General features: G+C 74.2%; 9 protein-coding genes and 1 pseudogene. 5 read left to right on the forward strand and 5 right to left on the reverse strand.

Annotated features, from left to right (window positions below; translation table 11 throughout):
• Positions 1-345: 345 nt before the first annotated feature.
• Both ACIQ9E_RS04835 and ACIQ9E_RS04840 read left to right on the forward strand, forming a co-directional pair.
• Positions 346-867: pseudogene (locus tag ACIQ9E_RS04835) on the forward strand (NUDIX hydrolase); the annotation flags it as partial.
• Between the two features lie 208 nt (positions 868-1,075).
• Positions 1,076-3,397 (forward strand): N-acetylmuramoyl-L-alanine amidase, encoded by a 2,322-nt coding sequence (locus ACIQ9E_RS04840; RefSeq protein ID WP_403701998.1) that lies wholly within the window; start codon positions 1,076-1,078, stop codon positions 3,395-3,397.
• 107 nt (positions 3,398-3,504) lie between these two features.
• On the opposite strand, the gene ACIQ9E_RS04845 is transcribed toward ACIQ9E_RS04840, so the two are convergent.
• On the reverse strand, positions 3,505-4,452 hold the full coding sequence (locus tag ACIQ9E_RS04845; protein WP_403702001.1) for a LysR substrate-binding domain-containing protein: 948 nt from the start codon (positions 4,450-4,452) through the stop codon (positions 3,505-3,507).
• 414 nt (positions 4,453-4,866) lie between these two features.
• On the opposite strand from ACIQ9E_RS04845, the gene snpA reads away from it, so the two are divergent.
• Complete coding sequence (snpA, locus tag ACIQ9E_RS04850) at positions 4,867-5,541, forward strand: snapalysin (RefSeq protein WP_403702004.1); 675 nt, start codon at positions 4,867-4,869, stop codon at positions 5,539-5,541.
• 389 nt (positions 5,542-5,930) lie between these two features.
• Here snpA and ACIQ9E_RS04855 read toward each other — a convergent pair whose 3' ends face one another.
• The 3 genes from ACIQ9E_RS04855 to ACIQ9E_RS04865 all read right to left on the reverse strand — a co-directional run bounded on the left by ACIQ9E_RS04855 (position 5,931) and on the right by ACIQ9E_RS04865 (position 8,011).
• The gene (locus ACIQ9E_RS04855; RefSeq protein ID WP_403702007.1) at positions 5,931-6,371 is read right to left on the reverse strand and encodes a DUF6304 family protein; all 441 of its coding nucleotides are present in this window, start codon (positions 6,369-6,371) and stop codon (positions 5,931-5,933) included.
• Between the two features lie 206 nt (positions 6,372-6,577).
• Positions 6,578-6,808 (reverse strand): hypothetical protein, encoded by a 231-nt coding sequence (locus ACIQ9E_RS04860; RefSeq protein WP_403702009.1) that lies wholly within the window; start codon positions 6,806-6,808, stop codon positions 6,578-6,580.
• A 171-nt stretch (positions 6,809-6,979) separates the two neighbouring features.
• On the reverse strand, positions 6,980-8,011 hold the full coding sequence (locus ACIQ9E_RS04865; protein WP_403702905.1) for a family 2 encapsulin nanocompartment cargo protein polyprenyl transferase: 1,032 nt from the start codon (positions 8,009-8,011) through the stop codon (positions 6,980-6,982).
• A gap of 915 nt (positions 8,012-8,926) precedes the next feature.
• On the opposite strand from ACIQ9E_RS04865, the gene ACIQ9E_RS04870 reads away from it, so the two are divergent.
• Positions 8,927-9,874 (forward strand): 1-aminocyclopropane-1-carboxylate deaminase/D-cysteine desulfhydrase, encoded by a 948-nt coding sequence (locus ACIQ9E_RS04870; RefSeq protein ID WP_403702012.1) that lies wholly within the window; start codon positions 8,927-8,929, stop codon positions 9,872-9,874.
• A gap of 567 nt (positions 9,875-10,441) precedes the next feature.
• Here ACIQ9E_RS04870 and ACIQ9E_RS04875 read toward each other — a convergent pair.
• Positions 10,442-12,040, reverse strand: a complete 1,599-nt coding sequence (locus ACIQ9E_RS04875; protein WP_403702015.1) for a Na+/H+ antiporter — start codon at positions 12,038-12,040, stop codon at positions 10,442-10,444.
• Positions 12,041-12,124: 84 nt separating this feature from the next.
• On the opposite strand from ACIQ9E_RS04875, the gene ACIQ9E_RS04880 reads away from it, so the two are divergent.
• Positions 12,125-12,385, forward strand: coding sequence for a UBP-type zinc finger domain-containing protein (locus ACIQ9E_RS04880; RefSeq protein WP_403702018.1), 261 nt, complete (start codon positions 12,125-12,127; stop codon positions 12,383-12,385).
• Positions 12,386-12,636: the final 251 nt, after the last annotated feature.

Here is a 12,636-nt window from a genome sequence, read left to right on the forward strand (position 1 = left end):
ACCGCGTCGGCCTGCCCTTTTGCCCTCACCTCGCCCCGAAGCCGGCGACATCTTTATCCATCATCTGACACTCACCCTCCCCCCGGAAAAGGACCTCTCCTAGGAGACCAAGAAGGCCTGGCGCCCGGCCCCGGTCTCCCGCGCCCGGCCCGTACTCCGCCCCCACCGGTGGTGTACAGGCCGGGCGCGGTCGTGTTCGCGGTCCCCGGGGGGGGCGGGCGGGGCGGGGGCTCCCCTGCGGGTGAAGCCCGGCCGAACCGCCGGGGCCCGTACGGGTCCGGTGCGAGGATCGGCACACGGTCGTCAAATCGGACCGGAAACGGGCACCGGAAGGAAGTCGGAGCTATGCGCTGGACCGTTCACGGCGAGCGGCAGATCTACACCAACCCCTGGGTCAACCTCTGGCTGGCGGACGTCCAGCAGCCGGACGGCCACCGCTTCGAGCACCACGTGGTGCGGATACGGCATCTCGCGGTTGCCGCCGTCGTCGACGACCGGCAGCGGGTGCTGATGATGTGGCGGCACCGCTTCGTCACCGACACCTGGGGCTGGGAGCTGCCCATGGGGCTGATCGAAGCGGGTGAGACGCCGGAGGAGACCGCCGCCCGGGAGGTGGAGGAGGAGACCGGCTGGCGGGTGGAGTCCGTCCGACCGCTGCTGTACGCCCAGCCCGCGAACGGAATCACCGACTCGGAACATTTCCTCTTCCGCGCCGACGGGGCGATGTACACCGGACCGCCGGTGGAGAAGAACGAGACCGACCGCATCGAGTGGATTCCGCTGACCGAGATCCCGGGGATGATCGACCGGCGGGAGATCGTCAGCGGCGCCACCCTCAACGGCCTGCTCAAACTGCTGCTGGACGAGCTGTCGGACCGGAACCCGAAGGCTGCGGCCGTGCGGTCCGGAGGTCGGGCCGCCCCCGCTTCCGTACCCGCCGAAGGGACTTCCGTACCGACGGAAAAGGCGCCCTTCACCGCGTGATAGCGGCCCCGTGAGCTTAAGCCTTAAACCACTCAGGTAACTTGCGCCACAGTGTTCACTTCGCGCCGGTCCAGTCTGAGGGGGTTTCATCGTGCGGGGCGGTAACAGGGCTCGTCGTTGGTGGGGAGGCGGGGCGGCGGTCTCGGCCGGGGTCGCCGGGGTGCTCGTCCTCCAGTCGGTGGCCGGCGGGCCGTCCGGCGGCAGCGGCGAGGACGGGGCGAAGTCCGGGTCCGCCCGGACGGAGGCCCGTGCCAGCGAGCTGAAGGTCGCCGCCGACCGTACCTCCGCCGAGCTGCCGCGGCGCGATACGGAACCGTTCAGCCTGCTGGGTGTCACCTGGAACGACCCGGCCGCCCGGATCACCGGGACCATCGAGCTGCGAACCAAGTCGACGCGGTCCGGGAAGTGGACCGGCTGGCAGAGCCTGGACGGTGATGAGACCGGACACGGCGACGGCACCGGGCGCGGCGCCACCGACCCGATGTGGGTCGGCCCGTCCAACGGCGTGGAAGTACGGGTGAAGGCGGGCGGCGAGGTCACCGAGCTGCCCGCCGGGATCCGGGTCGACATGATCGACCCGGGCACCGGAGGCGTCACCGCGATGGAGCCCGCCGCCTTCGCGCGCCCGGTCGCCGACACCGAGACGACCGATCCCGACGCCCCGGCTGCCGGGACCCCGTCGACGGCTCCCGCCGCGACCACGGAGCCGCCCGTCGCCTCCCCGTCCGCTTCGACGGAGCCGCCGCCGGTCACCGAGCCGACCGGGCCCCAGCAGTCTTCGCCGGCCTCGACGACCGGTCCGGCGCCCTCCGGCAGCCCCACCACCAAGCCGCCGACCACCGCCCCGACGACCGCGCCGGCGCCCGGTCCGCCGTCGACGGCCCCGCGGCCCGAAATCGTCACCCGCGCCGGGTGGAAGGCCGACGAGTCGATCAGCCCGGAGGGTCCGACGTACCTCCCGGGCAACAAGGTGAAGGCGGTGACCATCCACCACACCGCGCTGAGCAACAACTACACCTGCGCCGAGGCCCCCGCCGTGGTCCGCGGCGTGTACGCCTACCACGTCCTGGGCGCGGACACCAAGTGGAAGGACATCGGCTACCACTTCCTGGTCGACAAGTGCGGCACGATCTACGAGGGCCGCAAGGGCGGTGTGGACCGTCCGGTGGTCGGCGCCCACGCCTACGGCTTCAACAACGAGACCAGCGGTATCGCCCTGTTGGGCAACTTCATGGACGTGGCGCCCACCCAGGCCGCGCTCAACTCGGCCGCCCGGGTGGCCGCGTGGAAGCTCGGCCAGTACGGCGTGGACCCGATGGGCACCACGGTGCTCACCGCCGGTGTCCCGGGCGCCACCATCCCGGCCCTCGGCAACCTCAAGTGGAAGGCGGGCGACAAAGTCACCCGCAACACCATCCACGGGCACGCACACGTAGTCGCCACCGAATGCCCCGGCACCAAGACGTACCCCCTGCTCAGCAACATCCGGGAACTGGCGGGCGGCTCGGTCTCCGGACTCGCCGTCAGCTCCGTCACCGGCGGCGGCACGGTCGGCACCACGGCGTACGTCAAGAACAGCGCCACCGTGAACTGGAAGGCCACCACCCCGGCCCAGCTGATCGCCACGTACGAGGTCCTGGTCAACGGCAGGGCCGTGGCGTCCACCGCGGGCACCGCGACCTCCGCCAAGGTCACCCTCGCCGCGGGCAGCCACCAGATCGCCGTCCGGGCCACGCACATCTCCCGCAAGACCGTGACCTCCGCCGCCCGGACCGTGATCGCCGAGACCACGCCGCCGGTCTTCTCCACCAGGCCGGCGGTCGCCCTGCGCCCCGGCACGGTCGACGCGGCCGCCGTCCCGGTCACCCTTGGCTGGAAGGCCACCGACGCCCGCGCCCTGCGGGACGTCCGGCTGACGCAGCCGCTCGCCAAGGTCTACGGCCCGACGGTGACCGCCGCGTCCCACACCTCCAAGCCGGCCGCCACCACCTGGTCGCTGACCGCCTACGACCAGGCGGGCAACGCCGCCACCGCGGCCGTCGCCGCGACCCCGGTGATCCTCCAGGAGGCCCACGCGGTCAAGACGGGAGCCTGGTCGACCAAGTCCTCCAGCAGCTACCTCGGCGGCAAGTCGTACAGCAGCGCCGCCAAGAACGCCTCCCTGACCTGGACCTTCACCGGCCGCTCGGCCGCCTGGGTGGTGTCGCGGGCCGCGACCTCCGGACAGGCGCACATCTACGTCGACGGCAAGCTGGTCAAGACGGTCGACCTGAAGTCCACCGCCACCAAGTACCGTGACGCGATCTGGACCCAGACCTGGGCCACCAGCGCCAAGCACACCGTGAAGATCGTGGTCGTCGGCACCGCCGGGCGGCCCACCATCACCACGGACGGCCTGGTGTACGTGAAGTAGGCACCGGTCCCCGCACCGCGCCCGGCCCCCGGCACCCCCGGGGGCCGGGCGCGGCGCCGTTTCCGACCGCGGCCGTCCGGCGCCGTACGCCCTCCGGGCAGGCCGCGCTACGGCACGGTCACCGCCTTCTGCTTCCGCAGCCACTGGCGGTACGCCACCGAGCCCGCGGCCACATCCCGGTAGGCCGCCTCCAGATCCCCGTACACCGACCCGTACAGCTCCGGCTCCCCCGGCCGGGAGACCAGCAGCAGCCGGACCGCCAGCGGATCGCCGCGCAGCGGCCGGATGGCCATGTCGCCGCGCGGGTCCGAGGTGGGCTGGCAGGGCGCGACGGCCTCGCCGACGGCGATCAGCGCGGCCGCGGTGTGGTAGTCACCGTGCAGGAGCTGCGGGACGATCCCGGCGGCGGACAGCACCCTGAGGACGCCCTCCCACTCGCCGTCGACCGTCGGGTCGACGATCCACCGGTCGTCGGCCAGATCGGCCAGTTCGACGACCGCCGCCGCGGCGGCGGGATGGTCCCTGGCCATGGAGACGAACTGCGGCTCCCGCTCGACCAGCACCCGGACCGCGAGCGTGTCCGGGACGGTCAGCGGGCAGCCCTCCACCTCGTGGACGAAGGCGACGTCGAGCCCGCCCGCCGCGACCTTCCGCAGCAGCGCATTGGGCGAGACGTCCATATGGAGGGAGATATCGGTACCGGGCAGCCGGCGCCGCAGCCGCCCCAGCCAGCCCGGCAGCGCCCGGCTCGCGGTGGACCCGATGCGCAGCCGGGGCCCCGACTCCCGGGCCGCCGCGGCCTTCGCCTCGGCCACCAGGGCACCCATATCGGCCAGCAGCGGGCGGGCCCGGCTCAGTACCGCCCGCCCGACCGGTGTCGGCCGGCAGCCGGAACGTTCCCTCAGGAACAGCTCGGCCCCCAGGGAGTTCTCGATCCGGCGCAACTGTGTCGTCAAGGAAGGCTGGCTGACGCCCAATCGCCGGGCCGCCTTGTGCAGACTGCCCGTATCCGCGATGGCGCACAGCGCGCGGAGGTGTCTCACCTCAAGCTCCATGACTAGACGTTAGGACCGCGACGCCCGGCACCACCAGACGCACAGTCCCGGCGCACCGACACAAAGACCGGCAAAGAAAACAACAAACGGAATCCCCTGGACCGGATAGCGGACGGTGCCGTAACCGCCCGGCCGCGCCCGGGTGTACGGAAGCCGACGGGGGCACCGACACGGGGTGAACAGGGCCGCGAACCCCTCGCCGGGGTCCGTGCCGAACGCGGAACGAACAGGGGGCCGACGGGCGGCCGGCCGACGGCGGACAGCAGAACGAGCGGTCTGCGGAACGGCGGCCCGCAGGGGCTCCGCCGGAGGGTGATGCCTCGGTGTTATCGGGGGTTGGCATCATCCCAAGCAGGGGTGGTTCCTCGAAACTCCGTACCGAACCCGTTCAACCGGACGAGTAGGAGTCCCCCCATGCGTCACCCCCGATCCGTCCTCGCCGCCGCCATCGGCATCGGCCTCGCCGCGGCCCTCGGTGCCACCCCGGCATCCGCCGCCCCCTCCCCCGCGAGCGTCCCCGCCGCCGCGACCACGAGCACCGCCCTCAACGCCCAGGCGGCGGCCGCCGCCTGGGCCGCCTACGAGGGCTCGGCCGCCGATGCCCGCGCCACCGAGGCGTTCTTCCAGGCCGTCGTCAAGTCGGTGGCCGAGAAGCGGGCCGCCAACCCCGGCGCCCGTGTCGTCACCGTCAACTACGGCACCTCCGGTGCGCCGTCCTTCCGCAGTCAGATAGCCAGAAGCACCCAGGTGTGGAACAGCACCGTCACCAACGTCCGTCTCCAGGAGGGCCCCAGCCCCAGCTTCACCTACCGTGAGGGCAACGACCCGCGGGGCTCGTACGCCTCCACGGACGGCCGCGGCCGGGGCTTCATCTTCCTCGACTACCGGCAGAACCAGCAGTACAACTCCAACCGCGTCACCTCGCACGAGACCGGGCACGTGCTCGGACTGCGGGACAACTACAGCGGCCCGTGCAGCGAGCTGATGTCCGGCGGAGGCCCCGGCCCGTCCTGTCAGAACGATGTGCCCAACTCCGCCGAGCGCAGCCGGGTGAACCAGATCTGGGCGGGCCTCGGCCGGACCTCCTGACCGTTCCGGCCCACCGGACGGTCCCGTTCCAGCGGCTCCGGGGCGGCCAGCGGTCCGTCCCGGGGCCCGCGGGACACCGGCCGTTTCCCCCGGCCGGTTACTGAGCCCGCGCCCGGTCCGGGTACCGGTGAAACCCGGGTCCGGGCGCGTCGGCGCCCCCGCCGCCGAGCGGCGGGGGCGCCTCCTCGTCGTCCCGGCGCGGGCCGGCGTCCGTGCGCGGAGGTTCGCATCCCGGCGCACAGGCCGGTCACTCCGCGCGCCGCACCTCCGCCCCCGCGCGCCGCACCTCCGCCCCCGCGCGCCGTCAGATCCCCCGCGCGCCGGGTCCACGCGGCCCCGGCTCCCGGCGTCCCGGCTCCCGGCGCCCCGGCTCCTGCGCACGGCGGGTTTCAGGCGTCGACGGGCGCGCGGACCCCCAGTTCGGCCCCGGGCGGCAACTGCCGCTGGAGCCGGTCGAGCGCGTCGTCGAAGTCACCCCCGGCCACCCCGGCCTCGAACGCCGCACCGCCGTAATGGAGCGTCAGATTCAGATCGGCCCGGTCCAGCGAACCGTCCGGCCGCGGCTCTCCGAGCGTCAGCAGACAGCTCAGTGTGGCCCGATGGACCAGTCCGTCCGCATGGACGGGAAGCGGCATGTCCCACTCCAGTACGCAGGACGAGAGCAACCCCTCGTCCCCTATGGCCTCCAGAGCGGCGAATGCCGCCCCTTCGTACTCAACACCCCTGATGCGCGTGCACAGTTGGCGTCCGCGCGACGCGATGGAGACCGCTTCCGCGCCCTGCCGATCGCGGTACCAGCCCGCCCAGACCTCAGTCGACTCCGATGACATGGCGCGGACTGTAGCGCTACGGCGGCCGGGGGCGTGCATCAGGGATACCTCTACGGCGCGTACGGACCCCTCCGACCTGCGCAAGCGGACCGCCGCAGGGGGCGCAAAACACCCCACGCGCCCCACGCCGGGACGGGTCGGAAGGGGGCGAAGGAGTGATGTCGGAGCGGAGTGCCGCGACGGAGGTACGAGAACGGGCCCGGGGCTCAGGCCGTACCGGCCACGGTGGGGCCTGGCGCGCCGTCCGCGCCCTCGCCGTCCGCGGGTCCGGTGTACGCGGGGCAGGCCGCGTTATGGCACGGACCCGGTCCCCAGAGGGGTACGAACGCCCCAAGGGTCTTGTGCCGCCGCATCACCGTGTCGACCCGCTCCCCGCACTCCGGACACCGGAAGGCGGTCTGCGGGCTGTGCGCGGTGCCTCGTGCTGCGCTGCCCATGGTCCCCAGGATAGGACCGCGGCCGGACTCCGGCACGGCACGCCCCCGCCCCCCCCTGAGGCGCACCCGGGAGCCACTGCCCGCCTGCCGACGCACACCCGGGAGCCGCTGCCGCCGTCCCCGGGTCCCCACCGCCCGCCGGGGCAGCCGTACAACCCCGTATCCGTCCGCTCAGCGCGTCCGCCGGGTCACGAACTCCGCCAGCGACAGCAGATCCCCGGCCGCCCCCAGGTCCGGCACCGCCCGGGACAGCTCGTGCACCGCCCGCGCCATCCGGTCCGCGGCCTGGAGCTGCGCCCAGTCGCGCCCGCCCGCCCGGTCCACCGCGTCGGCCGCCCGCGCCACCGCCACGGGTGACATATGCCCCCGGTAGAGCAGGGCCAGCTCGGCGGCTGCCGCGGTACCCGACCCCAGGGCGGCGACCACCGGCAGGGACTTCTTGTGGGCGGCGAGATCGGCCCCGGCGGGCTTCCCCGTACGCCCCGGATCCCCCCAGATCCCGATCAGATCGTCGATCAGCTGGAACGCGAGACCGGCCTCCCGGCCGAAGGCGTCCATCGCGGCGGTCTCCGCCTCCCCGGCCCCCGCGTACAGTGCGCCGACCGCGCAGGCGCAGCCGAGCAGCGCGCCGGTCTTGGCGACCGCCATGGCCAGGCACTCCTCCAGGGAGACGTCCTCCGGCGGGCGCTCCTCGAAGGCGCAGTCCGCCTGCTGCCCGGCGCACAGTTCGATCACGCACCGCGCGATCCGCCCGGCCGCGGCACCGGCCGCCGGATGCGGGTCGTCGGCCAGCAGCCGGTAGGCGAGGGCGAGCATCGCGTCACCGACGATGATCGCGTCGGGGGTGCCGAAGACGGTCCAGGCGGTGGGCCGGTGCCGGCGGGTGGGGTCCTCGTCGATGACGTCGTCGTGGAGCAGGGTGAAGTTGTGCACCAGCTCGACGGCCGCGGCCGCGCCGGTCACGGCGGCCGGGTCCCCGCCGAGTGCCTCGGCCGCGGCCATGACGAGCGCCGGGCGGATCGCTTTGCCCGGCGAGCCCGCGGCCGGGCTGCCGTCGGCGTTCTCCCAGCCGAAGTGGTAGAGGGCGACCCGGCGCATCGGGCCGGGCAGCGACCCGAGGGCCGCCCGCAGCCCGGGGTCGACGGCCGCACGCGCGCGGTCCAGCAGGGCGAGCGCCTCACGGCCCTCGACGGTCTCCTCCATGGTCACGTGCGGTCCTTCCCCCTCGGTGTGCGTGAGAGCGGCGGGTACGGCCGGTGTCCTGCCCGAACATCCGCCCGGCCCGCGCGGCAAGAAGCTTCCAGCGGGTGAAGTTCCGGCGCCATCACACGAATTGGTGGGACTGAATCGGCGGGTACGGGGCACAGGCCGGCGCATTCGGCAATCCACCAGGTGGGGTGAGGGGAGGCGACCGGATCCGTTCGCACACGGTCCGAACGGACGGGCTCCGTCCGGCGATGCGAGTAAGTATGTTCATACGGAATTCTCCGTACCCGATCTCGCCCCGGGGGCGGCCCGGGGTCCGGGGTCCTTTCGTGCGGACCGGGCGGGATCAGTGCGTCGGGGCGCGTGCCTCGGGCTCCGCCCCGTGGCCCTCCCGGGCCTTTGGGGGTGGAGGGGGAGGGTCCGGTGCCGTGGTCCGCAAGGCGGAGGATGGAGGCCCCCGGGCCGCCGGGGCCAGGGGCCCCTCGGGTCGGCGGGCCCTACGGCGGTCCGGCCGGGCAGCCGGGCCCCCATGGGGCGAGTCCGCGCGGCCGGTATCCGCCGCCCCCGGGGCGGGTCCGCTGAGCCGCGGCCCAGGGGCGGGCCCCGCCCGTGTCCTCCGGCACGCAGGGGGCCGGCGGCGGGTGACGGCATCGCGGCGCGGGACGCACTCCCCGGGGCTACCGCCCGGTGGGGTACCCGGGCGGTAGCCCCCGGGGAGGGCCCTCGACCGGGGCGCCGGGCCAAGGGGGGTGCGCGGCGCTCCGCGGACACTCCGGCGCTAACCGGGGAAGGCCCGCGATCCCGGCACGGTCCGAAGGAATGCGCCCGGATCCGTGGCCGCGGCCCCGCCGCGGCGGCGGGGTTGTCCACAGGGGTGGGGCCGCTGCCGGGGACGCCGGTGACAATGGGGGCATGTTCCCGGAAGCGCCGGATCCCACCACCGCCCTGCGGCCCCGGCTGCCCTCGCCGCTGGTGGCCGTGGCCGACGACCGTTTCGACCGCTTCGGCGTCCGGCTGCTGCTCAAGCGGGACGATCTGATCCACCCCGAGCTGCCGGGCAACAAATGGCGCAAGCTCGCCCCGAATCTGCGGGCCGCTGCGGGCCGCCCGCTGCTGACCTTCGGCGGCGCCTATTCGAACCATCTGCGGGCCACCGCCGCCGCGGGCCGGCTCATCGGGACGCCCACGGTCGGCGTGGTACGGGGCGACGAGCTGGCCGGACGCCCGCTCAATGCCTCTCTGGCGCGCTGCGTCGAGGACGGGATGCGGCTGCTCTTCGTCGACCGGGCGACGTATCGCGCGAAGGACGATCCCGCGGTCCTCGCCCGGATCACCGGCACGGCCACCGGACTGATACCCGGCGGCGGCCCGGTCCTCGTGGTCCCCGAGGGCGGCAGCAACGCCCTCGCGGCCCGCGGCTGTGCCGCCCTGGGCGAGGAGCTGCGCGCGGGCACCCCGGACGGCGCCGTCCCCGATATCGCGGCGGTCGCCTGCGGCACCGGCGGTACGCTCGCGGGCCTTGCGGCCGGGCTGGGGCCGGGCGGCCGCGCCCTCGGCGTCCCGGTGCTCAGGGGCGGCTTCCTGGCGGGCGAGGTCGAGCGGCTCCAGCGGGCCGCCTTCGGGACCCGGCGGGGCGACTGGTCGCTGGACGACCGCTTCCACTGCGGCGGATACGCCCGGACCCCTCCCGAGCTGCTCGCCTTCGCGGACGATTTCGAGGACCGGCACGGTTTCGCCGTCGAGCGGCTGTACGTGGCGAAGCTGCTGCTGGCCCTGGTCACCCTGACCGCGGAGGGCGCCTTTCGCCGGGGCACCACCCTCGCGGCCGTGATCACCGGCCCGCCGCCCCCGGCGGCGTAGCCGCCCGTCCGGGCCCGGCGCAACACCCTTGAGCCCCCGGCTCCCCGCCCCGGAGGCACACCGGCCCCCTCCTGCTGCCCCGGGCCGGGGCCGGAAAGCCCCGGCCCGCCCGCTCTCCCCCTGTGCCCTCGGGCACGGGCGGGGCCCGCAGGTGTACGGGGACCCTGGCGCCGAGGACCCCACCGCCTTGCGGTGGCCCGCGCCCGGGGGTCCCTGCGGCCGGCCGCAGGCCCCACCCTCCTTCCGGCCCCCGCCCGGGCCGGCTCACCGGCGATCCCGCCCCGCCCGGAGACCCGCCCGCGACGCCTCCCGCCGGCCGCAGGCCACCCGCGAGGGCCCGAAAGGCCGCGCCCGTACCCCGCCCGGGGCCGGGACACCAGGCCTCGGGACCGGGACACGGGTGTACGGAAGGCCCCGGCTCCCCCGGCCCGGAGGCATCCGGATCGGACGGGACCGGGGCCCCGGACTTCGGGCGGCCCCGGTCCCGGCCGCCGCAAGGGCCGCGCCTTGCCCCCCGGGGCCACTCCGGGTCGGCCCGCCCGGGGCCCTTACCCCCCGCGGGAGGCGTCAGTCGGCGTCCTCCTCGCGGTAGGCCGCGGCCTCCTCCAAATCCAGGCGGAACAGCAGCGTCCGCATCATCTCGTCGTCGATGCGGCGCGCGTCGCGCAGCTGGACGAAGACCGCCCGCTCGGCGCCGATCATCTCCCGGGCCAGCCGCCGGTACGTCTCGTCGGCCGATTCGCCCGTCGCCTCGTTCACTGCCCCCAGCCGCTCCCAGACGGAGTTCCGGCGGCGCTCCATCACGGTCCGCAGCCGCTCCTCCAGCGGCTCCGGCAGCGCGTTGCGCTCGTCGGCGAGCAGGGCGTCCAGTCTCCGCTCGGCCGCTTCGGATGCCGCGTTCTGGGCCTCCGCCTCGGCCAGGGTCTCTGCGTAGGGGTCGGGCCTCGGCAGCCTCAGCGCCCGGATCAGCGCGGGCAGGGTCAGCCCCTGGACCACCAGGGTGCCGATGACCGTGGTGAAGGTCAGGAAGAGCACCAGGTTCCGCGACGGGAAGGGCTCGCCCGCGGCCGTGGTCAGCGGGATGGAGAAGGCGATCGCCAGGGACACCACCCCCCGCATCCCGGCCCAGCCCACCACCAGCGGCGCCTTCCAGGTGACCTCCGGTTCCCGGGCCCGGATCCGGGGCGAGATCCGCGGCAGGAAGGTCGCCGGGAAGACCCAGACGAACCGCACCGCCACCACGAGGACGAAGACCCCGACCGCGTACCCCAGCGCCTGTGGCACACCGTAGTCGCCGAGCCCCCGGAGGACGTACGAGAGCTGGAGTCCGATCAGCGCGAAGACGGCCGACTCCAGCACGAAGGCGACCATCTTCCAGACCGCGGCCTCCTGGAGCCGGGTGGCGAAGTCGACCTGCCACGAGCGGTGGCCGAGATAGAGCGCCACCACGACCACGGCGAGCACCCCGGAGGCATGGAGCTGCTCAGCCGCCGCGTACGCCACGAACGGGATGAGCAGCGAGAGCGTGTTCTGCAGCAGCGGCTCCCGCAGCCTGGTCCGCAGCCAGTGGATCGGCACCATCAGCGCCAGCCCGACGGCGACCCCGCCGAGCGCCGCCACGGCGAACTCGCCGATCCCCCCGAGCCAGCTGGCGCCCTCGCCGACGGCCGCGGCGACGGCCACCCGGTAGGCGGTGATCGCGGTCGCGTCGTTGATCAGCGATTCGCCCTGGAGGATGGTGGTGATCCGGTTCGGCAGGCCCAGCCGGCGGGCGATCGCGGTCGCCGCGACCGCGTCCGGCGGCGCCACCACCGCGCCCAGCACCAGCGCGGCCGTCAGCGGAAGCTGCGGGATCAGCAGATACGCCAGCCACCCCACGGCGACCGTGGCGAACAGGGTGTAGCCGAAGGAGAGCAGCGCCACCGGCCGGATATTGGCCCGCAGGTCGAGATAGGAGCTGTCCAGCGCCGCGGTGTGCAGCAGCGGCGGCAGCACCAGCGGCAGCACGGTATGCGGGTCGAGGGTGTAGTCCGGGACGCCCGGGAGGTACGAGGCCACGAGCCCGGCCGCCACCAGCAGCAGCGGCGCCGGTACGCGCGTCCGGCGGGCCGCGCCCGCCACCGCAGCGCTGACCGCGATCAGCGCCACCAGGGACAAGGCCTCCATACCCACCCACTCCGTCCGGTCGCTCCCCGCCGGGCCGGACGCCTCGACGGGAAGCTCCGGCGCCGACGCCGTAACCTGGCCATCATGAGCGAGTGTCCGCACACAGCGGCTCTGCCCCGCCCGGAGCCTGCGCCCGGGTCGGAAACGTGCCCGGAATGCGTGATCGCCGGAACGACACCGGTGCATCTGCGGCTCTGTCTCGACTGCGGCCATGTCGGCTGCTGCGACTCCTCGCCGCTACGGCACGCGACCGCGCACTTCCACGAGTCGGGCCACCCCGTGATGCGCAGTTTCGAGCCGGGCGAGGACTGGCGCTGGTGCTTCGTGGACGGCGCCCTGGTCTGAGCCGGCCCGTCCTGCCCCGGGTGCCGGCGGCGCCCGGGGGGATTCGCCTGTTCGAACAGTGGGTACGTCAACCCTCCGCCCGCTCCCCGCAATTGCGTCCCGCATACCCCTAGCCACTGTGCGTACTCATATGCCTACCATGAGTGACAGTGACCTGAGGGGGCCCTGCGACAGGGCACCATGGATCGCGATAGCGTCGCCGGGCCGGTACCGGCTGCGCGCGGTTGTCGTCTCAGACCCGTCGTACCGGA

Origin of the sequence: Streptomyces sp. NPDC094448, from assembly GCF_044763775.1 — a bacterium.
Taxonomy (GTDB): Bacteria; Actinomycetota; Actinomycetes; order Streptomycetales; family Streptomycetaceae; genus Streptomyces.